Source organism: Winogradskyella sp. 266wxhm, from assembly GCF_058964685.1.
On record NZ_CM179559.1, the window covers coordinates 1,293,014 to 1,316,418 of the forward strand.

At 34.3% G+C, this 23,405-nt stretch carries 17 protein-coding genes; 2 read left to right on the forward strand and 15 right to left on the reverse strand.

Annotated features, from left to right (window positions below; all coding sequences use genetic code 11):
• Positions 1-27: 27 nt before the first annotated feature.
• Positions 28-609, reverse strand: a complete 582-nt coding sequence (gene ruvA, locus AC2H4K_RS05685; protein WP_281140311.1) for a Holliday junction branch migration protein RuvA — start codon at positions 607-609, stop codon at positions 28-30.
• 77 nt (positions 610-686) lie between these two features.
• Entirely contained in the window at positions 687-2,969 is a 2,283-nt protein-coding gene (locus AC2H4K_RS05690; protein WP_493742961.1) for an NADP-dependent malic enzyme, read from the reverse strand.
• 111 nt (positions 2,970-3,080) lie between these two features.
• Here AC2H4K_RS05690 and AC2H4K_RS05695 point away from each other — a divergent pair, with 111 nt between their 5' ends.
• Positions 3,081-5,447 (forward strand): DUF5686 family protein, encoded by a 2,367-nt coding sequence (locus tag AC2H4K_RS05695; RefSeq protein ID WP_493742962.1) that lies wholly within the window; start codon positions 3,081-3,083, stop codon positions 5,445-5,447.
• An 8-nt stretch (positions 5,448-5,455) separates the two neighbouring features.
• Here the strand turns inward: AC2H4K_RS05695 and AC2H4K_RS05700 are convergent, their stop codons facing one another.
• The 4 genes from AC2H4K_RS05700 to AC2H4K_RS05715 form a co-directional block, all read right to left on the reverse strand.
• Positions 5,456-6,385, reverse strand: coding sequence for a carbohydrate kinase family protein (locus AC2H4K_RS05700; protein WP_493742963.1), 930 nt, complete (start codon positions 6,383-6,385; stop codon positions 5,456-5,458).
• Between the two features lie 2 nt (positions 6,386-6,387).
• A complete protein-coding gene (locus AC2H4K_RS05705; RefSeq protein ID WP_493742964.1) occupies positions 6,388-7,560 on the reverse strand; it encodes a glucosidase family protein in 1,173 nt (390 codons plus the stop codon).
• Positions 7,553-8,860 carry an MFS transporter gene (locus AC2H4K_RS05710; protein ID WP_493742965.1) on the reverse strand — a complete coding sequence of 436 codons (1,308 nt, stop codon included), beginning with the start codon at positions 8,858-8,860 and terminating at the stop codon, positions 7,553-7,555. The genes AC2H4K_RS05705 and AC2H4K_RS05710 overlap by 8 nt, the downstream gene beginning before the upstream one ends.
• 135 nt (positions 8,861-8,995) lie before the next feature.
• Complete coding sequence (locus AC2H4K_RS05715) at positions 8,996-11,626, reverse strand: TonB-dependent receptor (protein WP_493742966.1); 2,631 nt, start codon at positions 11,624-11,626, stop codon at positions 8,996-8,998.
• Between the two features lie 164 nt (positions 11,627-11,790).
• Between AC2H4K_RS05715 and AC2H4K_RS05720 the strand changes: the two genes are divergently transcribed.
• Positions 11,791-12,813, forward strand: a complete 1,023-nt coding sequence (locus AC2H4K_RS05720; protein WP_493742967.1) for a LacI family DNA-binding transcriptional regulator — start codon at positions 11,791-11,793, stop codon at positions 12,811-12,813.
• Between the two features lie 3 nt (positions 12,814-12,816).
• Here the strand turns inward: AC2H4K_RS05720 and queG are convergent, their stop codons facing one another.
• The 9 genes from queG to AC2H4K_RS05765 form a co-directional block, all read right to left on the reverse strand.
• On the reverse strand, positions 12,817-13,749 hold the full coding sequence (gene queG / locus AC2H4K_RS05725; RefSeq protein ID WP_493742968.1) for a tRNA epoxyqueuosine(34) reductase QueG: 933 nt from the start codon (positions 13,747-13,749) through the stop codon (positions 12,817-12,819).
• Positions 13,746-15,074, reverse strand: coding sequence for a cytochrome P450 (locus AC2H4K_RS05730; RefSeq protein WP_493742969.1), 1,329 nt, complete (start codon positions 15,072-15,074; stop codon positions 13,746-13,748). The genes queG and AC2H4K_RS05730 overlap by 4 nt, the downstream gene beginning before the upstream one ends.
• A 14-nt stretch (positions 15,075-15,088) precedes the next feature.
• Positions 15,089-16,111 (reverse strand): Holliday junction branch migration DNA helicase RuvB, encoded by a 1,023-nt coding sequence (gene ruvB, locus AC2H4K_RS05735; protein WP_281140315.1) that lies wholly within the window; start codon positions 16,109-16,111, stop codon positions 15,089-15,091.
• Between the two features lie 71 nt (positions 16,112-16,182).
• Positions 16,183-17,976: a cytochrome c oxidase subunit I gene (locus AC2H4K_RS05740; RefSeq protein WP_281140316.1), complete on the reverse strand. Its 1,794-nt coding sequence runs from the start codon at positions 17,974-17,976 to the stop codon at positions 16,183-16,185.
• A 34-nt stretch (positions 17,977-18,010) separates the two neighbouring features.
• Entirely contained in the window at positions 18,011-19,069 is a 1,059-nt protein-coding gene (locus AC2H4K_RS05745) for a cytochrome c oxidase subunit II (protein WP_281140317.1), read from the reverse strand.
• 25 nt (positions 19,070-19,094) lie between these two features.
• Positions 19,095-20,468 (reverse strand): quinol:cytochrome C oxidoreductase, encoded by a 1,374-nt coding sequence (locus AC2H4K_RS05750; RefSeq protein WP_281140318.1) that lies wholly within the window; start codon positions 20,466-20,468, stop codon positions 19,095-19,097.
• A gap of 22 nt (positions 20,469-20,490) precedes the next feature.
• The gene (locus tag AC2H4K_RS05755; protein ID WP_281140319.1) at positions 20,491-21,099 is read right to left on the reverse strand and encodes a c-type cytochrome; all 609 of its coding nucleotides are present in this window, start codon (positions 21,097-21,099) and stop codon (positions 20,491-20,493) included.
• 1 nt (position 21,100) lies between these two features.
• Positions 21,101-21,640 (reverse strand): DUF3341 domain-containing protein, encoded by a 540-nt coding sequence (locus AC2H4K_RS05760; protein WP_281140320.1) that lies wholly within the window; start codon positions 21,638-21,640, stop codon positions 21,101-21,103.
• A gap of 8 nt (positions 21,641-21,648) precedes the next feature.
• Positions 21,649-23,382: a helix-hairpin-helix domain-containing protein gene (locus tag AC2H4K_RS05765; RefSeq protein ID WP_281140321.1), complete on the reverse strand. Its 1,734-nt coding sequence runs from the start codon at positions 23,380-23,382 to the stop codon at positions 21,649-21,651.
• Positions 23,383-23,405 lie beyond the last annotated feature (23 nt).

The following is a 23,405-nucleotide window of genomic DNA, read 5'->3' on the forward strand; positions in this document are numbered from 1 at the left end:
TAGTATCTTTAGTAGTGTTCAATTGTATTATAAGTTTTTTAGAGCTTCTTTAATAATCTCCTCTACTTGGGCGTCTGGTTGGGCTTTTAAAATTCTATCAACAACTTTTTCAGATTGTTTTTTGTTAAATCCTAAAACATCTAAAGCAGATAACGCCTCATCTTTGTGAGTATTGTTCGGTATTAAAGAAAGTTCATCTATACCATAAACTTTTAACACTTTATCCTTAAGGTCTATAATAACACGCTGAGCTGTTTTAGCACCAATACCTTTTACACTTTGTATTAAAGCTACATCACCACCTGCAATACCTTCTTTAACTTGTTCTGGTGTTAATGAAGATAACATTGTCCGCGCTGTATTTGCACCTATACCACTTACGGAAATCAATAATTTAAAGATTTCTCGTTCTGTTTTTGATGCAAAACCATAAAGCGTATGCGAGTCTTCCCTAACTTGTAAATAGGTGTATATTTTTAAATTTTCCTGGTCTGGAATCTGTGAAAAAGTATGAAGTGAAATATTGACAAAATACCCTACACCATTGCAATCTATAACAATATCTGTAGGATTTTTTTCAACGAGTTTTCCCTCTAAGTGCGTAATCATTTATTACCTAAGGTTAAAAGCCCAAATGTAATAAAATTATTTACATTACAATAAACTAGACAAAACCTAAAAACGCTTTACTTCTGCTGTCTTTTTTCGCGTTCTTGAGCATCTATAACTGAAATAGCTGCCATGTTTACAATTTCATCTACACTAGCCCCTAGCTGTAAGACATGTACTGGCTTTTTCATTCCCATTAGAATTGGCCCAATAGATTCCGCTTTGTTAAGTTCTTTCAGTAACTTATAAGTTATGTTTGCAGCATCTAGATTTGGAAAAACTAAAGTATTTACCTTTCTGCCAGCTAATCTTGAAAACGGAAATATATCCTGAAGTAATTTTGAATTCAAAGCAAAATCCGTTTGCAATTCGCCATCGACTATCATTTCTGGATAAGCTTTATGCAAATATTCTACTGCTTCCCTAACTTTATCAGCTCTAGGATTCTTTGATGACCCAAAGTTAGAATATGAAATCATTGCCGTAACTGGCTCTATACCGAACATTTTAGTGATTTTTGAAGTCATACGAGCAATACGTGCCAAATCCTTAGCTGAAGGATCTATGTTTATAGAGGTGTCACTAAGAAACATAGGACCTCTTTCTGTCATCATTACATTAGTAGCTGCAACTTTAGAGACTCCATCATCTTTTCCAATTAATTCTAACATCGGAGTTACTACTGATGGATAATTACGAGAATATCCTGTTACTAAGGCATCTGCATCACCTACATTCACCATCATTGCCGCGAAGTAATTACGTTCTCGCATTTTCTTTTGTGCAGAATATAATGTTACTCCTTGGCGCTTACGCTTTTTCCAATAGGCTTCAGCATATCGGTTCTTTCTATCCGTTTCTTCATCAGATTTTGGATCTATGATAGGAACGTCTGCATCAAATTCAATCTCGGACATTAAGTCTACTATAACTTCGCGTCGTCCTAATAAGATGGGATGAGCAACACCTTCATCATATACAATTTGAGCTGCCTTTAATACATCAAGTTGATCTGCTTCGGCAAAAACTACACGTTTAGGGTTTGTTCTTGCTCTGCCTAGCAATTGGCGCACGAGTTTATTATCCGAACCTAAACGTTCTAACAAAGCATTTTTATAACGATCCCAATCCTCAATAGGCTCTTTCGCTACTCCGCTTTCCATAGCCGCTTTTGCCACTGCTGGTGGAACCTCTGCTATTAGTCTTGGGTCGAATGGTTTTGGAATTATATAATCTCTACCGAAAGCGAGTCGAGTTTCATTATACGCTAAATTCACTTGTTCTGGCACAGGTTCTTTGGCTAATTCAGACAATGCTACAACCGCAGCCATCTTCATTTCCTCATTTATTTTAGTTGCTCTAACATCTAAAGCACCTCTAAAAATAAAAGGGAAACCAAGTACATTATTTACTTGGTTAGGATGATCACTTCGGCCAGTCGCCATAATGATATCTTCTCTAGTATCAATTGCTAAATCGTAATCTATCTCTGGATTTGGATTCGCCATAGCAAATACAATAGGATTTGCAGACATCGATAAAAGCATTTCTGGAGATACCACGTCTGCCATAGATAAACCGATGAATACGTCAGAATCTTTCATTGCTTCTGTCAGAGTATCTATTTTACGATCTGTAGCAAATTCTGCCTTTTGAGAAGTAAGATTATATCTATCTTTTCTTATGACTCCTTTACTATCTAGCATCACAATGTTTTCACTCTTGGCACCAAATGCTTGATAAAGACGTGTACAAGATATTGCTGCTGCACCAGCACCACTAACTACAATTTTTACATCTTCAATCTTTTTTTCTGCCAGTTCTAGAGCATTTAATAATGCTGCTGCGGATATGATTGCAGTACCATGTTGGTCGTCGTGCATTACAGGAATGTCTAATTCCTCCTTTAAACGACGTTCAATTTCAAAAGCTTCTGGAGCTTTTATATCTTCAAGATTAATACCACCAAAAGTTGGTGCAATGTTTTTGACTGTTTCTATAAATTCATCAACATTTTCTGTATTTACCTCAATATCAAAAACATCAATATCCGCAAATATTTTGAAAAGCAAACCTTTACCTTCCATTACTGGTTTTGAAGCTTCAGGACCAATATTACCCAATCCTAAAACTGCCGTACCGTTTGAGATTACAGCAACTAAATTTCCTTTTGCAGTGTATTTGTATACATTATCTACATCTTTATCTATCTCTAAACATGGTTCGGCAACACCTGGTGAATATGCTAAAGATAAATCACGCTGTGAAGCGTATTTCTTTGATGGCACCACTTTAATCTTTCCTGGTGTTGGTTTTGCATGATATACAAGGGCTTCTCTTCTCTTACTTTGTTTGCTCATAATCTCAAAATGATTAAGCTACAAATATACGTAAATGCTTACTTGCCTTAAAGTGGAAAAGTCCTCTATTTTTTGTTTATTTATAAAATCAATCAAACTTTAATTTCCTCAATGAGAAACCTTTTCTTCCTACTTACCTTTAGCTTTTTTCTGAATTCCCATTCGCAAAACCAAAAAAGGTTTCAACTCTTAGACGCTGAAAACGAAAAACCGGTAGCATTTGCAAATGTGTTATTCAATAATTTGAACCAAAAAGGAACAACTTCAGATATAGACGGTGTATTTTATATTCCTAATAATGTTCAAAATATTACTATAAGCTATGTTGGGTTCGAAACTAAAATTCTGAATGTAAACGACATAACTAGCTCAAAAATACTTTTAAAACCAGAAGTTAGCGCTTTAGATGAAGTAGTTTTGGATGGTGAAAATCCTGCTCATAGAATTATAAAACTTGCTGCTCAAAACAAAGATCTGAACAATCCAAATACCTTAGAATCTTACTCTTATAATTCATATGATAAAATCATTTTTACTTCAAAAAGTACTACTGAAAAAAAAGATTCTATGATGATTGCTGCCGAAAAAATAATGAAAGGTTCTTACTTTTTTATAACCGAAACCATTGCTAAACACAAATATTTAAAGCCAAGATTATTTCAGGATAGTATTATAGCTACAAAGACTTCGGGTTTTAAACAACCTAATTTTGCATTATTAGCTAGCGGTTTTCAACCTTTTTCATTTTATGATGAACACATAGAACTTTTTGAAACTAATTACCTCAATCCAATTTCTAAAGGAAGCACTAGGAAATATAAATTCCGCTTGAAAGAAGAAATTATCAAAGATAATGACACACTTTTCATTATTTCTTTTGAACCAAAATCTAATCGAAACTTTGAAGCCTTAAAAGGTATTCTAACCATAAATTCTAATAAATATGCTGTACAAAGTGTTGATGCAGAAACTGTAAACTCAGGAAAAATAGCATTCAAAATTCAACAGAAATACAATTTAACTAAAGAAAACTATTGGTTCCCTGAGCAATTGAATTTTGAAATGGTGGTTGGAACTGGTCCTTTCAGTATGGCTTATGTTGGTAAAAGTTATATTTCGGACATTGATCTTTCTACTCCTTTAACTTCCAAGGATTTTTCGCTTACAACAAATATTTTTTCTAAAGAATTGGCTCAAAAAGATGATGGTTTTTGGAACGAGTTCAGAAGAGACACCTTAGATTATAGAGAAAAGAGAACTTATGTTTTTATTGATAGTATTGGTGAGCTAATAAAAATGGATAAAGTGTTTAGCTATATTCCAAAATTATCTGAAGGTAGAATTCCTCTGAAGTATGTAGATATTGATTTGAATCAACTTTATAAGTACAACAAATATGAAGGTAGCAGATTAGGATTAGGACTTTATACAAATGAAGACATTTCGAAAACGGTATCTGTTGGAGGTTATGGAGCGTATGGTTTTAAAGATCATACTTGGAAATATGGCGGTGAAGTTTTATTCGATTTTTCTAAAGAAAAAGACTTTACCATTAGTTTGAAATACAAAAACGATGTTGTAGAAACTGGAGATTTCACAGGAAACCGTATAAATAACATTCTCAATCAGCGTACTTGGCTTGCTAGTCAAATGGATGCGGTGGAATCCTACAGTATTACTACCAACATGAAGCTATTTAGAAATGTAGATTGGTCTTTGGGTTTCAATAATTCTAAAGTTTCACCTCGATATGCGTACTTATTTAATAATAATGGAGCTTCGGTTTTCAATTATACCAATTCTGAATTTCAATTTGGTTTGAGTTATCACTCTAGTGAAAAAATAACGAATATGTTCGGACTTAAAATTAGAGAGATTAGTGATAAACCCATCATTAATTTCCTATATGCAAAAGGATTGAACAATGTATTTGATGGCGAATTTAACTATAACAAATTTAGGCTGACTTTAGACCACAGCTTCGTAACCAAAGGTCTTGGTAAAACAACATATAGATTAGATTTAGGTTACATTGACAAGTCTATTCCTTACGGATTATTATTTACTGGTGAAGGAAGCTATGATAAGGATATTCCTTTTGTAGTTAGAAATTATTTTCAAACTGCTACACCATACGAATTCTTATCTAACAAATATGCTAGTCTTTTTACAACCCATAATTTTGGAAGGTTATTTAATAATAAAGGCAATATTACTCCAAACATATTATTACACAACAATCTAGGCATAGGCAACTTATCGCAACCAGAGAATCATCAACTAATTGATTTTTCAACAAAGGACGAACTGTTTTTAGAAACTGGATTGGAACTACAGAATATACTTAAACTACCAATGCTAGAAATCGGTTATTTTGGAATTGGTGTTGGTGCTTTTTATCGTTATGGTTACCATAATCTTGATAGATCTAAAGATAATTTTGCCTTTAAATACTCGCTAGGATTTACGTTTAAGTAATTAATTAGCTAAGCTAAAATCTCTGCCAAGATATCTACATCTTTTGGTAGCTGTCCAACGGATTGTAGCTTAATAGCCGCTAATTTTTGAGCTATTTTAATACAATTCTCTAGACTGTAATTATTTATTTGTGCAAATAAAAAACCTGTCCAAAATGCATCACCAGCTCCGGTAGCATCTTTTACTTTTTCAATCTTTAAAGCATGTTGTGTTATAAGTCCCTTTTCTAAATCTGAAACCACCACACCTTGATCTCCTTTGGTAAGACAAATGGTTTTAGCACCTAGGTTATGAAAAAAATCAAAAATATAGGTTTCAGATTTTTTTTCTGCGAACAGCCGTTCACAATCATCATTACTTAGTTTTAACAATGGCGCATTAGACATGTACTCTTTTATAACACGATGTGCCTCTTCTCTATTTGGCCAAATTTTTTCTGAATAATTTAGATCTATACTTAATTCTAAACCCAGTGCTTTTGCCTTTTTAGCACGATTTAAAATAGTTTGTCTAGAAGGATTTTTACTCAATGCAAAACAAGTTGTATGAAATACTGATGAGCTAGAGAGTACATTATCTGTTAGTTGATCTTCAGTTATTTGAAAGTCTGTTTGTCTAAACGACACAAAATCGGGAGTTTCCGTAGTTTTTGATACTAAAATAACCGATGTAGGTTCGTTATCTATCTGCTTTAAGCCAGAGACATCAACCTTATTTTCCTTTAATTTTTCTACAGCAAAATCTCCTAAACCATCTTTTCCACAGGCTGCAACCAACATGGATCTTAAACTCAATCTTGATGCGTTTACAGCTACATTAGTGGGAGAGCCACCTAGAAATCTTTGGTAATTATTAGTACTGTTGATAGAGGCGTTTTCCTCATGACCGATAAAGTCTATAAGTAATTCCCCTACGCTTAATATATCGATAGTTTTCAATTCTAAATTAAGATTTTAAAATTATTATGTCTTACTTGATGTAGTAAAATTGCACCTGCTGCACTCCATGCACAGTATGGCACTCCATTAGGTTCTTTAGTTTGGGTATTAAAATTTTCGTAAAACGAAAACTCTCCTACAGCATTTGCTCTATTTATATTCTCAAGTATAACATCTGATTGCTCTAAAGATTTATGATGCACTAAAGCCACACCAAAAAAACCATTTACCATACACCAACTTCCACCATTATGAAATTCGTAAGGATAATTTCTAAATTCGTACTTACAATTATCCTTAAGCAAACTCCAGTGCTCATCCTTTTCGGTAATTACTGGCCAAAATGCTGGCAGTAAACCTAAATCTGACTCTGAAGCTAAACCAAACGAATGTTTTATAAGCTTTGTTTGAAACTCTACCGAACCTATATTCAACATCAGAGCAAGTGAGTTCGCAAAAGCATCGTATTGTATCTTGTATCCTGAAGGTGAAAATGAGCATGGTAAATAATCCTTGAAGTCTACCTCATTATAGGCACGCTCATGAAATTTTTCGCCTGTTGAACTAGGTAAAAAGTTAATTTCAATCTGCTCTATTATGTTCTCAATTTTTTTAGAGATGGCATCATTTTTTTCAAAATAATTATAGCTTTTTAATGCCCAAACTCTCAATAGCTGATCATATAATACATAACCATCTGTAATATATTCATCTGCCCAATTTCCAGAAAGTGGCACATACATTAGATGTTTATTATTAAATTCCCAAGTTTCTAACAAATCAAAACATTTTTCAATTTGAGTTTTATACTTATTAAAAAATGAATTGTCATTTTGTTGATACGCAAACTGACAAACACCTATTACAAACCATGTAACTGCATCCACTCGACCTGCCAAACCTCCATAACTTACATCTGTAATATTTTCAGAAATATGAACATTTGAAGGTATTGTACCCAAACGATGTTGGTGTTTAGCTAAAGTTTCTAGTGTTTGCTTAAAGGTTAGAATTAATTCTTCATCCTTGGAAGCTAAAGCTGCCAAACCACAAATCACTCCGTCTCTAGACCAAACACGTTTATAATTGGAAATGTTTTGTGCACTTGCCAAAAAACCATATTCGGTTGAGCACTTGTGTAATAACTCTATGGATTTAGAATAAAAATTACTCATTTGTGTTCGCTTGAGTTTTAATTTTAATGAAAAGTGTAAAAAAAGCTGCTATTAATAGAAATACGCCAGCAAAGGTTATAGCATGTCTGGGATCATTGTTCAAGAAATTCTTAAGAATATATCCGAAGGATAGTGTTTGAATTATCATAGGAATTACAATCATCATATTAATTATTCCCATGTACACTCCATACCTTTCTTTTGGTATCTGAGAAACCACCATCAAATATGGAATTCCCATCATACTTGCCCAACCTATACCAAAACCTGTAATAGCAAAGAATAGTAGATTTTTATTTTCTATATGCGGAAAAGCTAAAAAACCTAAAGCAGCAACCACTAAACAAAAAGCATGCACTCTTTTAGCATTATACTTTTTAGCAAAACCAACTAAAGCAAAAGCCACCAAAAAAGTTACCACGTTGTACCAACCATTAACCAAACCTGTCCAGCTTACAGCTTCACTGTAAAGCTCCTTATTTTCTGGAGTTGTGTTCCATACAGAAAGCGCTACACTTTTAGAAGAATTTTGCCAATAACAAAAAAGCGCATACCATTGAAAGAAATAAACCAAAGCTAATTGCCACATAACTCTAGGCATATCTTTAATTGCAGCACCGATTTCTAGTAATGGTTTTATTATACTTTTCTTCTCGGCTTTTAGTTTTTGAAGTTCCTCAGTAGTTGGTGGAATCTCTTTGGTCTTACTAATACTCCATAATATTGAACCTATTGAACATATTGCTCCTAAAAAAAACGATGCATAAACCCAATTAGGCAAAGATCCTGTTGAGCCTACAATAATTAAAGGAAAAATAAATAATGAAAGATTAGCTAAAACTTGTCCAAAGCCTGTGAAAAAGCTCTGCATTTGAAAACCTAAAGGTTGTTGCTCCTCATCCAGATTGTCTGCAATTAGAGCTCTGTATGGTTCCATAGCAGTATTATTTCCTGCATCTAAGATCCAAAGTAAACCTGCTGCCATCCATATAGTACTACTATACGGAAATGCTATTAATGCTAGACTGCACATTATGGCACCAATTAAAAAGTAAGGTTTTCTCCTACCAAAATTTGGGTGCCATGTCTTATCACTTAAAGCTCCAATAATTGGCTGCACCAACAATCCTGTTACTGGACCTGCTAAATGTAATAATGGGATTTGATCTGGACTAGCGCCTAAAAAATCATAAATAGGTGTTACAGCACTTTGCTGAAGACCAAAACTATACTGAATACCGAAAAATCCGACATTCATATTCAAAATTTGCCAAAAGCTTAGTTTAGGTTTTTGTAACATCTATTTTCTTTTAAAACTTTTCTAATGTACACTAAGTTTTAGTTAAAAAGAGTCAATGCTGTAAAAAGACATTGACTCTTTTACCAATCCAATCAATCAAACTTAAAAATTCAACTTACTCAAAAAATGTATCTATTAAAACTTGTATTGTAATGATATCGTAGAAGATCTTCCACTTATTGATCTTGCCCTTGCCAATCTATTATTACCGTAAGCTCCGTCTCCATTACCTTCTACTTCTGTTATACCAACAGTATCAAATATGTTATTTATACTCAAAACTAAAGATAAGCCTTTAGTTAAACCAGCTCTTCCTATTAAATTAAAGTAAGCGTAGCTTGGCATTACTAAATCATTATCATCTTGAGCATATGACTTTGTTGTTCCTAAAACACTTAGAGCTACTAAGTGCTGACTACTATTACCAAAATTATATGATGGTGAGAAGTTATAAACGAAATCTGCTTGCCTTCTTGGTGTATTTCCTGCATTATCTCCTCCATCTATTTCTGCCTTTGTCCATGTTACAGATCCATTGAAAGCCATATGCTCTCCAAATGATAATGCTGTTTCTGCCTCAATACCTAGAGCTTTAAACGGATTTCCTACTGTTCTATTAAGCTCATTACTTAAACCTTCTTCTGTATTACTCATAAATCCAGTAAGATTTAATACACCATTTTTAAGTCTTTTCTTATAACCAACTTCTAATTGAGATAGTTCATCATATTGTACATCGGCTTTTCCGTCGGTTCCATAAGTATTTCTGTCTGGTGCTCTACCCGAAGCACCTAAACTATATCTTGCAAAGACAGCTGCATCATCATTAAATTTGTAGTTTAAACCTGCAGAATAAGACACAAAATTGTAATCGTCATTAATAATCTGACCATCATTACCAGATATAATTGGAACCACCTGCTCAATACCTTGTATAGTTCCATCTCCGTTGTAATCATAAGCGTCTTGAGAAGTAGGTCCTGCAGCAATATTACCATTAACCTTTACGTTTTCGAATCTTACACTACCATCAAAATTTAATTTCTCTGTGATATCGGCATCAATACCAACGTAAGGTGAATTTACACTATGCACAGTGTTGTATTTACGCTGACAACAATTACCCCAAAGTGGTGTACCATAAGAGTATTGTCCGTTTCTTGAAAAGCCATCAAAATCTGCTAATCTAGCTTCACCTCCGCCTTTTACTTCAGACAAAAATGAGCTCCACTGCCATCCTATTTTTGTATTCTGCGTTGCTGTAAATATACCAGCAGTTACACCTACATTATCGCTTACTTTTTTAGAAACTTTAAAATCACCGAAAAAATTGCTTAGATCTTCTACACTAACATCGAACATGTGTATAATTTGAGCTAGTCCGTTTGAAGGATTAAACGCTTCTCTTTCCCCATCAGAATAGACCAATGGTTGGGCACCAACGCCACCAACATCTCTAGCAGTTGCTTCGATTTCTGCAACCGTACCTACCGCTGCTGTGAATGGTGCCACCCATTGTCCGCTATTATTAGAGTATCTTGCTTTTCCCGAAATTTTCCAATCCTTAGGAAGACTGAACGAAAATTCAGCACCTATAGCTTTAGAAACAGGATTGTTTCCATTTCTTACATCGTTTGTATGATTTTCTCCTGTAAAAGGAGAAGTACCTGCGCTTTGTTGTAAATAAGCAGACTGTACTGCATCAGAAGTAATATCAAAACCAGGTAAGTTAGAAAATGTAGGGTCTGAATTATCACCCTCTAACAGCATTGGCATTGGCAGATACATTACAGACTTATCATTTAAAAACTTAGTATATACTCTCACGTAACCAGACTCAAATCTTTTTGTAATATTTGCTTTAAACTGACCACCTTTGTTACCTTGATATCCTATTTCTCTAGGACCTTCACCTGTTCTCATAAATCCGCCTAAATGGTATGATAGACCATTACCTAATGGTGTTCCATATTCAAAATCCAATCTACTTGTTTGGTAATCTAAGCCATAGGTTGTTGCTATAGAACCACCTTCTACAGTACCTGTTTTGCTAATCATATTTATGATACCTGCTGGTCCATTAGAAGTTTGAGTAGAAGCGGAGCCACCTCTTATTGCTTCAACTCTACTAATGTTAGAATCTATTCTTAAAAAATTATCTGCGTTACCAAAAGAAGTATCACCAAATAAGTTTAGAGGTAATCCATCTTCTTGAATTTGAAAATATCTCGATCCGCCAGAAGACACAGGAACACCACGAACATTAAAATTAGCATTACCTTCACCACCAGATGACTCTGCTCTAATACCAGGCACATTTCTGAATAATTCGCCTGCACTTCTTGGTGCTGCTTGCTCAACTAGTTTTGCATCTAAAGTAGATACCGACACACTAGATTCTATTTTAGATTTTGGATTTACAACACCTGTAACCACAACCTGATCTAGAGACTCTGCATCTTCAGATAAGACAATATCTACTGTAATATCGCTACCTTCTATTACAATATCTTTTTTAAATGTTTTAAAACCTAAGTAAGAGCCTATTAAAGTATAAGTTCCATTCTCTACATTAGTAATAACATAATTACCATCCATATCAGTTACAGCACCTTTTGATGTACCTTCTAAAATTACATTTACACCGGGCAAAAGCATCTCATTGGTATCCTTTACCGTACCTGAAACATTGCTTTGTGCAATCGCCATTAATGTGGAGAAAGCGAAAAACACAAAAACAAATAATTTGTTGTTAGTTAATTTCATTTCTTTAAAGTTGTTTAATTATTAGTATTAGCTTTAAATTTTTATCAAATTTATATTTTACATTAAACTATTTTACGAAAACAAAATCGAAAACGTTTTCGATTTACCGAAAACGTTTTCGATTTTTAAATTTTGTTTATATTGTCTTACAAATTTTCATTACTATGAAGCCAGTTACCTTGAAACAGATCGCAGAAACATTAGGTATATCTGTAACTACAGTTTCTAAAGCTTTGAAAGATTACCCAGACGTCAGTAAAAAAACAAAAAAGCTTGTCCGAGAACTTGCAGATACGCTAAATTATAAACCTAATGCTTTTGCTGTAAACCTTAGGACGAGTGAATCTAAGACCATAGGGTTAGTAATTCCTGAAGTTGTGCATCACTTTTTTTCTAGCGTTGTTAAGGGAATTATATCCCAAGCTGAAAAGAAAGGATATCTTGTTATTATACTACAATCTAGTGAATCTTATGAATTAGAAAAAAAACAAATCGACTTATTAATGAGTCAACGCGTCGATGGTATCCTCATATCAATAGCTAACGGAACTGCTAATTTTAACCACATTAACGATGTTATAGCACAAGATAAACCTGTAGTAATGTTTGACAAGATTGCTAAGATTGTAAATTGCTCCAAGGTAATAATAGACGATAGAAAAGCTGCATATATTGCAACAAAGCACCTTATAGATAAAGGCTGCAAAAAAATTGCTCATTTTAGAGGACCATTACTACCTCAAAATTCTATCGATCGTTTTCTTGGTTACAAAAATGCTCTCGAAGAACATGGTTTAGTTTATAATCCATCTTTGGTTTATATCTTAGAAGATATGAGTTTTGATGAAGGTGTTTTCTTTGCCGAAAAGCTCTTAAAAGACCATAACGATGTCGACGGTATATTTATCAATACAGATTTAGTTGCTATTGGTGCTATTAATGCTTTCAATAAAAAAGGCATAAAAATTCCTGAAGATATCGCTATTGTTGGTTTTAGTAATTGGTTTATGTCTTCAGTAATTTCTCCAACACTCTCTACCATAGATCAACCTGGTTACAACATGGGAAAAACAGCTTTTAAATTGCTTTATAAAGAAATAAAGCAACGAAAAAAGAACAAGCCTTTTGAGTATAAAACTGTAGAGCTACCAACAGATTTAGTAGTTAGAGAATCTTCAAACAAATAAACGCTAATCGCTATTTTTCAAGAAATTAATTTTTCGTTTTAAGCCTGAAAACTTTGTACGTTTTACTGCAGACTTTTTAAACACTTTTTTAAACGTCTCTTCTGTAATCTCTTCCCAATCTTTTTTGGTCATTGATAATAATTCAGGATGTGGATTGAATAAAAGTTCGCTATGTGGTTTACTAAACCGATTCCAAGGACACACATCTTGACAAACATCGCAACCAAACATCCAATCGTCTAATTTGCCTTTAAAATCTGATGGAATATTGTCCTTCAGTTCAATGGTAAAATAGGAAATACATTTACTACCATCTACAACATAAGGTTCGGTAATGGCTTCTGTTGGGCATGCATCTATACAGGCTGTACATGTACCACAATGATCGGTTACAGGTGTATCGTAGTCTAGTTCTAAATCTATAATGAGCTCTGCGATAAAATAGAAAGAACCTATTTTTTGAGTTAATAAGTTGGAATGTTTGCCAATCCAGCCCAAACCAGACTTTGCAGCCCAAGCCTTATCTAAAACTGGAGCAGAATCCACAAAAGCACGTCCATCTACATCTCCGATTTCTTCTTTTATGAAGTTTAACAGCGTTTTCAACTTATCTTTGATTACAAAATGATAATCCGTTCCGTATGCATACTTAGATAGCTTATAACTTTTATCTGTTTGTTCTTCAGCAGGAAAGTAATTTAATAACAAGGATACGACACTTTTAGAGCCTTCAACTAGTTTTGTTGGGTCTAAGCGCTTATCAAAATGGTTTTCCATATAACGCATTTCCCCATGCATATTCTTATTAAGCCATGCTTCTAGTCTTGGTGCTTCTTCTTCCAAAAATCCTGCTTTGCTTATACCACAAGACAAAAAGCCGAGACGTTTAGCTTCGGCCTTTATTAATTGCGTGTATTTTGATTTTGAATTAATCACCTTTTTTGGAATCTTAAAAAAGCATTTTTTGGTTTAAGCGTAATAAGTGGTGTAATGTCGATAGTTGTAAACTCTGGCAAAATTCTATACTTAGATACAATTTCATTAATTGCCATGATCATCTCAAACATAGCAAAATTATTGCCTATGCACTTTCTAGGTCCTGCTCCAAAAGGAAAATAATGTGAAGAATACTTTCTACCTCCTTCAGCAAATCGTTCTGGTAAAAAGGCTTCTGGACGCTCCCATAATTCTGGATGTCTATGTATTTCAAAAATTGAAAATAATAGATTTGTATTAGGTTTAAAGGTGTAACCTTCAAATTGGTCTTCCTCAATATTTACTCTATCTATAAAATATACTGGCGGATACAAACGCATACTTTCCTCTAAAACCTGCTGGCAAATTTTAGAGTTCATAATTACAGCCATGGCATCATCATTATCGCTATTTGCTACAATTTCTGAATGGATTTTGTCTTGCCATTCTGGATACAAAGCTAAAAGTTGTAAGGTAAAGGTTAATGCATTTGAAGTTGTTTCATGTCCTGCCGTAAACATGATTAAGATTTCATCTATCAATTGCTTTTCTTCCATTGGAGAGCCATCTTCATATCTTGCAGATAACAGCATATCTAACAAATCATCATAATTAGATGCTGAAGCTTTACGCTCGTTGACAATTCTTCTTAGAATGCTTCTGGCTTCCTCTGACAAATCTAGATGCTTTTGTAAAATACCACTACTTTTGAACCACCAGCCTAAATACGGTTGTCTTAATTCTCTAACCAACATACGTTGAGCAGCTTCTGTAATGTATTGAAGTCTATTAATTTCTTCTTCATTAGCAGCACTACTGAATAATGATTTCACTACGGTTTGAAACGCCAAATCATTAAAAATGGGAAAAACATCTATGATTTTGTCCGTCTCAATCTTATTGTATTCTGAAACGATAGCCTTTTGTATGGTATCAAGTAATTTGGTTAGCTGTTTTTTGTGAAATGCAGGTTGAATTAATTTTCGTTGTTTTCTCCAATGTTCTCCTTCAGAAGTTAATAAACCTTGACCAACATATTTAGCCAAATCTTTGGTCTGTATCTTTGACTTGGTATAATTTCTTTGATTTTTTTGAAGTACATATTCTGCCAAAATAGCATTTCTAGAAAAATGAATGTACCTATTAAAACCAATATTTAATCGGAAAATATCACCGTATTTTTCAAAATTCCTGTGGTGAAAGGGTAATGGGTTTTTAAGAATTTTAAAGGAATGTTTGACAAATTGAAGCAAAGAAACTTCTGGTATGCTTGTTTGTTGCTTCATATTTTTGTCTACCATTAAAATAAGCCTCCTTGTGTTGGTCCTTTAATTTTACCCAAATGTTTATAGGCTTGCTCTGTAACTTCACGACCACGAGGTGTTCTCATAATAAAGCCTTGTTGAATTAGAAACGGCTCATAAACTTCCTCAATGGTTTCTGCACTTTCACTAACTGCTGTAGCTAAAGTTGTGATACCAACTGGACCACCTTTGAACTTTTCGATTATGGTTGAAAGTATTTTATTGTCCATTTCGTCTAGTCCGTGTGCATCAACATTTAAGGCTTCTAAAGCGAATTTAGCAATGGCAATATCAATTTTCCCGTTACCTTTTATTTGTGCAAAATCCCTAACACGTCTCAATAAAGCGTTTGCAATTCTCGGTGTCCCACGACTGCGACCTGCAATTTCTATAGCAGCTTCCATAGAAATTGGAACGTTGAGAATTGATGCGCTTCTTTGAACTATAGAAGTTAGTAAGTCGGTCTTGTAATATTCAAGACGACTACTAATTCCAAAACGCGCACGCATTGGTGCTGTAAGTAATCCTGATCGTGTTGTAGCACCTACTAATGTAAAAGGATTTAAATTGATTTGGACAGTCCTAGCATTAGGACCAGACTCTATCATAATATCAATTTTATAATCCTCCATAGCTGAATAAAGATACTCCTCTACAATTGGACTCAAACGATGGATTTCATCTATAAAAAGTACGTCTCTATCATCGAGATTAGTAAGTAATCCTGCAAGATCACCTGGCTTATCTAAAACTGGTCCTGAAGTCACTTTAATACCTACATCAAGCTCATTGGCTAAAATATGCGCCAAGGTTGTTTTACCAAGTCCTGGAGGCCCATGAAATAAGGTATGATCTAAAGCTTCTTCTCTAAGATTTGCAGCTTGAACAAAAACTAAAAGATTTTCTAAAACCTGATCTTGACCTGTAAAGTCTTGAAACGATAATGGACGGAGCTTTTTCTCTACATCCATCTCTTCCGGAGAGTAGTTATCCTTATATGGGTTTAGGTTTTCGTTCATCTTAAAACAAAGATAAATAAAAAGCCTTTCTAAATTATTAGAAAGGCTCTCTTTAATATTATAACTATTTTTTAGTGCTGTAATTCTTCTTCACCATCATATAAAGGTACATTCTGAGGCACGAAGTCTTCATCATGTCCTGGTTTACTATAATCGTAAGCCCATCTGTGTACGTGAGGAATTTCACCCGGCCAGTTACCGTGAATATGCTCCACTGGTGTAGTCCATTCAAGTGTGTTAGATTTCCAAGGGTTTTGCTCAGCTTTTTTACCGTAGAACATGCTACTGATAAAGTTATATAAGAATACCAATTGGAAAACACCACCAACTAAAGCAAATATTGTAATTACAACATTAGTATCTGCTAAGTCATCAAATAGTGGGAAGTTTGAATTTGTATAATAACGTCTTGGTAAACCTGCCATCCCAATAAAGTGCATTGGGAAGAATACACCATAAGCACATATTGCAGTAACCCAAAAATGTAAGTATCCAAGGTTCTTATTCATCATACGACCAAACATTTTTGGATACCAGTGATAAATACCTGCAAACATTCCGTATAGCGCAGAAATACCCATTACTAAGTGGAAGTGAGCTACAACGAAATAAGTATCGTGTACGTTAATATCAAGAGCACTATCACCTAAGATAATACCTGTTAAACCACCAGTAATGAAAGTAGAAACCAAACCGATAGAAAACAGCATTGCTGGATTCATTTGAAGGTTACCTTTCCAAAGTGTTGTAATATAGTTAAAGGCTTTTACCGCAGAAGGTATTGCAATCAATAACGTTGTAAAGGTAAATACAGAACCTAAGAATGGATTCATACCTGAAACGAACATGTGGTGACCCCAAACAATCGTTGATAAGAACGCAATCGCTAAGATTGAAGCAATCATCGCTCTATATCCAAAAATTGGTTTACGAGAGTTGGTTGCTATAACTTCAGACGTAATACCTAATGCTGGTAATAACACGATATATACTTCAGGGTGACCTAAGAACCAGAATAAATGTTCAAATAATACTGGTGAACCACCTTGATAGTGTAAAACTTCACCTTGTAAAAATATATCTGACAAGAAAAATGATGTTCCAAAACTTCTATCCATTATCAGTAATAAAGCTGCTGATAATAAAACAGGGAATGAAATAACACCGATTATAGCTGTCACGAAGAACGTCCAGATAGTTAATGGCAATCTTGTCATTGACATCCCTTTAGTTCTTAAGTTCAATACCGTAACAACATAGTTAAGTGATCCTAAAAGTGATGAAGCAATAAATATTGCCATGGACACTAACCATAATGTCATACCCATACCAGAACCTGGTTGAGCCATTGGTAAAGCACTTAATGGAGGATATATTGTCCATCCAGCAGCAGCTGGTCCTGCTTGTACAAATAATGAGATAATCATTATTACACTTGATAAGAAAAATAACCAATAGGAAACCATGTTTAAGAATCCTGAAGCCATATCTCTTGCTCCAATTTGTAATGGAATTAACAAGTTACTGAATGTTCCACTCAAACCTTGTGTTAATACAAAGAATACCATTAAAGTACCGTGTATTGTAACCAATGCTAAGTATATATCTGCATCCATAACACCATCTGGTGCCCATTTTCCAAGTAATGCTTCAAAAATTACATTAGATTTTTCAGGCCATGCGATTTGCATTCTGAATAAAAGTGACATACCAATACCGATGATACCCATGATTAAACCAGTAATCAGGTATTGCTTAGAAATCATCTTATGATCTTGACTAAAAATATATTTAGTCACAAAAGTTTCTTTATGGTGATGTACGTCGTGATCGTCGTGACCGTGTGTATCTACTGTTGCTGACATAATCTCTTTATCTATTTCTTAAAATGATTTGTAATTAATTTAATGAGTTAGCAAATGTTTTTTGCTCTTTCATCCAAGCATCAAACTCTTCTTGTGTTTCTACAATAATCTTCATCTGCATATTGTAGTGTGATTTACCACAAATTTTATTACATAATAATAGGTAATCAAACTCGTAAGCTAAATCCTGACCACGTTCTTCAATCTCTGCTTGATTTGCTATTCTTAACTCGTTAATGTTTTTTACTTTATCCTGAATATCTGGATTCTGACGCATCTCTGCAGTAGTTACCGTTGGAGTAAAGCCAAATTGAGTTACCATACCAGGAACACAGTTCATTTGAGCTCTAAAGTGAGGCATGTAAGCCGAGTGTAATACATCTTGAGATCTCATTTTGAATAAAACAGGCTTACCAACTGGTAAGTGTAATTCAGTTACAATAACATCATCTTGTGCATTTGGGTCGTCTTCATCAACACCAAGTATGTTGGCTCTATCTAAGTCAATTAATCTAACATTTGCTTGACCTAATACGTTGTCTTCACCACTATATCTAGCTTTCCAGTTAAATTGTTGTGCATAAAGTTCAACTACCATAGGATCTTCATCTTCGTCGATATTCATAATATCATTCCAAGTGAATAATCCATAGATGATTAAACCAGCTAAGGTTATTACTGGTATAACCGTCCAGATAAACTCTAGTGTATTGTTATCAGCATAGAATAATGCTTTTCTTCCTTTTTCGCCTTTGTATTTAAAAGCGAAATAGTGTAGTAAGAATTGGGTGATAGTTTGAACAATGAATATAATAACTAATGAAATAATCATTAAGTTATCAATATTAGATCCATGCTCTGATGCAGCATTAGATAATAAAGGTAAGTCACCTATATACCAAAAACAGATTATAGTAATGGCATAGATAAACACCAAGAATCCCATCATTAAATACCCATTAACTCTGTTGTCTTTATCATCTGCAACTTGTGAGTTAGATGAACCAACTTGAGCTAAATCGAAAATCTTAACCATTTGCCATATGGCAATAGCTACAAAGAGTACAATTATAATTGTTAATAAAGCAGTCATTATCGTTTCTGTTCTTATTTAAAAATTAATAATGGAAGTGTTCACTTTCCTTAATAAATGGGTTTCCTTTTGCTAACAGTGGATACTTGCCTAAAGCTGTGAATACAACAAACAAGAATATACCTGCAAATAATAATATTGATCCTATCTCTGGAATTCCTATAAACCATCTGTCACCAACCGTTGCTGGCATAATCATATTAAAGATATCTAAATAGTGTCCACAAAGAATTACGATACCTGCCATAACAACAAACCATGGAATACGTTTGTAATCACTATTCATTAATAACAATAATGGGAAAATGAAATTCATAGCTACCATACCAAAGAATGGTAATTTATAATCTTCAATACGTGTTACGAAGTAAGTTACTTCTTCTGGTATGTTAGAGTACCATATTAACATGAATTGAGAGAACCATAGATACGTCCAGAAAATACTGATACCAAACATGAATTTAGCTAAATCATGAATGTGGCTATCATTTACAAATTCTAAAAGACCTTTTGATTTAAGATAGATAGTGATTAAAGCAATTACTGTGATACCACTCACGAACATACTTGCGAAAACGTACCATCCAAATAATGTACTAAACCAGTGAGGATCTACACTCATAATCCAGTCCCAAGACATCATAGATTCTGTATAGATATAGAATACTAAGAATGCTGCAGATATTCTGAAGTTCTTTTTAAAGTTTCTGTTATCGTTAGCATTATCCTGTGCTACTGAAAACTTACGAGAGAAGATTCTGTATGTAGACCAACCAGCTAAAAAGATGATGCCTCTAATAAAGAATCCAAATTTATTTAACCAGCCTGCTTTTCCTTGAATTAAAGCATCATGAGCAACAACATCTTGATCCATCCAAATAAAGATATGATCTCCTGCTACGAAAGCTACTAATAGCACTAAAATACCACCAGGCAATACATAAGCTGTAATTCCTTCCATCACTCTAAACAGTACTGGAGACCAACCTGCCTGAGCTGCATATTGAATACCATAAAATGCTAACACACCTAAAGCAATCATAAAGAAAAAGAATGCTGCAACATAGAGTGCTGCATAAGGTCTATTATGAATTTGGTGTAAAGCATGCTCTTCATGAGACATTTCATGACCTTCTTCAGCATGAGCCTCATCCCCATGTACATCTTCACCATGAGTCATTTCAGCATGAGTATCATGCATTGCTTCTGCTTCTGAATGTACATCTGTAGCATGAGCATCACCATGACCTCCATGATGAGATTCATCAGCTAGACGTTCAGCAATATTTTCTTCGGTATAGCTTTTAGAATCATAAAAACCATATGCTATACCTAGTAATCCTAAGACTACCATAATGATAGCAGCTAATTTTAATCGACTTGAAATTTGATATTCCATTTATAAAATCTTTATCTAAATCTTATTTATTTAAATCTGCTTTTAGTTTTTCAACATAAGCAACTACTTGCCAACGTTCTTCTTCGTTCAATTGGTTAGCATAAGAACCCATTGTGTTTTTACCATAGTAAATAACATGGTAAATACTTCCTTCGGTAATTGCTCTACCAGCATCATTGTAAGCTGGTACACCTAATATTTTTTCACGTTGTACTAACTTTCCTTTACCATCACCTTTTGTACCGTGACAAATACCACAATAGATAGTGTAAAGAGGACCACCAACAGTATAATCTACTCTTGGTACATTAGGATCTACTTCAACAGAATCTACCATATTTAATGGAATAGCTGGTGCTAAAGGATTCTTTAGTGTAGTTTTTGCTAATTCGTAACCTTCGTTAGTGTTATCTATTTCGTAAGGCATAAAATCACCTCTAGGAATAGAACCTAAAGCAGGTAATTGACCTTCTTTACCATTATTGAATGCATCCGATTCTTGGTAAGTTTCATAACCAACAGACTGATACATGTTTGGCATGTATTGGTAGTTTGGTCTCGAATTCTTTTGGCAAGACACTATACTTACCAACATTACTAGTACTACGATATATTTTAAGGATGTCTTCATATTAATGTGCATCTTCGTCTTTATCAATAATATTAATTTCAACAGCACCTGTTTCTTTTAATAAATCAGTCAATTCGTTTTCGTTATCATGAATTGCTATTTCCATTAAGAAATGGTCATCAGTTGTTCTTGGATCTGGGTTTTCAGCTTTCTTAAATGGCCACATTCTACTTCTTAAATAAAACGTTATTACCATTAAATGCGCTGCGAAAAATACCGTTAACTCAAACATGATAGGTACAAATGCTGGCATGTTTTCTAAATAACTAAAGCTTGGTTTACCACCTATATCTTGTGGCCAATCTTTAATCATTATAAAGTTCATCATTGTTATAGCTACAGATAAACCTACACATCCATATAAAAATGCTGTAATTGCTAAACGTGTTGGCGCTAGACCCATTGCCTTGTCTAGTCCGTGAACTGGAAATGGTGTGTATATTTCTTCGATGTGATGCTTTTCTGCCTTAACCTTTTTAACAGCTGACATTAATACGTCATCATCAGTATAAATAGCATGAATTACTTTTGAAGCTTCCATAGACTATATTAGTTGTTTAATAAATTTTTAGCTTGTCCAGACCAATCATCACGCTCTGCTCTTCCTGGGAAAGAACCAGTGATTTCATCTAACAAGTCGTATTCTCTTTTTGTCATTTTGCTCACCTGAGCATAAGTATAAATTCCTAGGTTATTAAGTGCTTCTTCCATTTTTGGACCTATACCATTAATAACTTTTAAATCATCCGCAGTCTGAACAGATGGATCGAATCTTCCTATGCCTTCTAGTAAATTACTTAGTTTCTCAGCATCATCTTGAGTAGGCTTAGAAGCTGTAGTTTCTTCTGGTAATTTAAAGTTTGATGTTCTTTCATCTGCTCCAGTACCTACTAAACTCTCACCACTCTCTCTGATTCTCTTGTAACGCTCACCTGAAGACTTTAATATTGTTTTTACCTCGGCTTGTGCAATTACTGGGAATGTTCTAGAATATAATAAGAATAATACAAAGAAGAATCCTATTGTTCCGATGAAAATTCCAATATCAACAAACGTTGGAGAGAACATTGTCCAAGATGATGGTAAGTAATCTCTGTGTAATGATGTAACGATGATAACGAAACGCTCAAACCACATACCTATGTTTACCACAATAGATATAAAGAACGAGAACATAATACTTGTTCTAAGTTTCTTGAACCACATAAACTGTGGAGAGAACACGTTACAAGTCATCATTGCCCAATATGCCCACCAGTAAGGACCGGTTGCTCTGTTTAAGAATGCATATTGTTCGTACTCTACACCAGAGTACCAAGCAATAAATAACTCAGTGATATAAGCCACACCTACGATTGAACCTGTAATCATGATTACAATGTTCATTAACTCGATGTGTTGTACTGTAATATAATCTTCAAGGTTACATACTTTTCTCATAATAATAAGAAGCGTATTTACCATAGCGAATCCTGAGAAAATCGCACCTGCAACGAAGTAAGGTGGAAAAATCGTAGTATGCCAACCTGGAATTACTGATGTTGCGAAGTCAAACGATACAATAGTATGTACAGAAAGTACAAGTGGTGTTGCTAAACCTGCAAGTACCAATGATACCTCCTCAAAACGTTGCCAATCTTTTGCTCTACCAGACCAACCAAAGCTTATTAAAGAATAAATTTTCTTTTGGAAAGGTCTAATAGCTCTATCTCTAAGCATTGCAAAATCTGGTAATAAACCTGTCCACCAGAATACTAATGATACAGATAAATAAGTTGAAATCGCGAATACGTCCCAAAGTAATGGTGAGTTAAAGTTAACCCATAACGAACCAAATTGGTTAGGAATTGGTAATACCCAGTAAGCTAACCATGGACGACCCATGTGAATAATTGGGAATAAACCTGCCTGAACAACAGAGAATATTGTCATAGCTTCTGCAGAACGGTTAATTGCCATTCTCCATTTTTGACGGAATAATAAAAGTACTGCCGAAATCAGCGTTCCTGCGTGACCAATACCAACCCACCAAACGAAGTTAGTAATATCCCAAGCCCAGTTTACAGTCTTGTTAAGACCCCAAACTCCAATACCTGTTGATACGGTATAAATAATACAACCTATTCCCCAAAGGAATGCGACCAAAGATATACCGAAAACAATCCACCATGCTTTGTTGGCTTTGCCTTCTACTGGTCTTGCTACATCTACAGTAACATCGTGATACGATTTCTCGCCAGTAACTAAAGGTCTTCTAATAGGTGCTTCGTAATGAGACGCCATAATTATATACGTGTTTCTTTAAT

Coding starts and splice junctions, on each gene's coding strand:
- ruvA (WP_281140311.1), bottom strand. CDS start 609: ATGATTACGCACTTAGAGGGAAAACTCGTTGAAAAAAATCCTACAGAT.
- AC2H4K_RS05690 (WP_493742961.1), bottom strand. CDS start 2,969: ATGAGCAAACAAAGTAAGAGAAGAGAAGCCCTTGTATATCATGCAAAA.
- AC2H4K_RS05695 (WP_493742962.1), top strand. CDS start 3,081: ATGAGAAACCTTTTCTTCCTACTTACCTTTAGCTTTTTTCTGAATTCC.
- AC2H4K_RS05705 (WP_493742964.1), bottom strand. CDS start 7,560: ATGAGTAATTTTTATTCTAAATCCATAGAGTTATTACACAAGTGCTCA.
- AC2H4K_RS05710 (WP_493742965.1), bottom strand. CDS start 8,860: ATGTTACAAAAACCTAAACTAAGCTTTTGGCAAATTTTGAATATGAAT.
- AC2H4K_RS05715 (WP_493742966.1), bottom strand. CDS start 11,626: ATGAAATTAACTAACAACAAATTATTTGTTTTTGTGTTTTTCGCTTTC.
- AC2H4K_RS05720 (WP_493742967.1), top strand. CDS start 11,791: ATGAAGCCAGTTACCTTGAAACAGATCGCAGAAACATTAGGTATATCT.
- AC2H4K_RS05730 (WP_493742969.1), bottom strand. CDS start 15,074: ATGAAGCAACAAACAAGCATACCAGAAGTTTCTTTGCTTCAATTTGTC.
- ruvB (WP_281140315.1), bottom strand. CDS start 16,111: ATGAACGAAAACCTAAACCCATATAAGGATAACTACTCTCCGGAAGAG.
- AC2H4K_RS05740 (WP_281140316.1), bottom strand. CDS start 17,976: ATGTCAGCAACAGTAGATACACACGGTCACGACGATCACGACGTACAT.
- AC2H4K_RS05745 (WP_281140317.1), bottom strand. CDS start 19,069: ATGACTGCTTTATTAACAATTATAATTGTACTCTTTGTAGCTATTGCC.
- AC2H4K_RS05750 (WP_281140318.1), bottom strand. CDS start 20,468: ATGGAATATCAAATTTCAAGTCGATTAAAATTAGCTGCTATCATTATG.
- AC2H4K_RS05755 (WP_281140319.1), bottom strand. CDS start 21,099: ATGAAGACATCCTTAAAATATATCGTAGTACTAGTAATGTTGGTAAGT.
- AC2H4K_RS05760 (WP_281140320.1), bottom strand. CDS start 21,640: ATGGAAGCTTCAAAAGTAATTCATGCTATTTATACTGATGATGACGTA.
- AC2H4K_RS05765 (WP_281140321.1), bottom strand. CDS start 23,382: ATGGCGTCTCATTACGAAGCACCTATTAGAAGACCTTTAGTTACTGGC.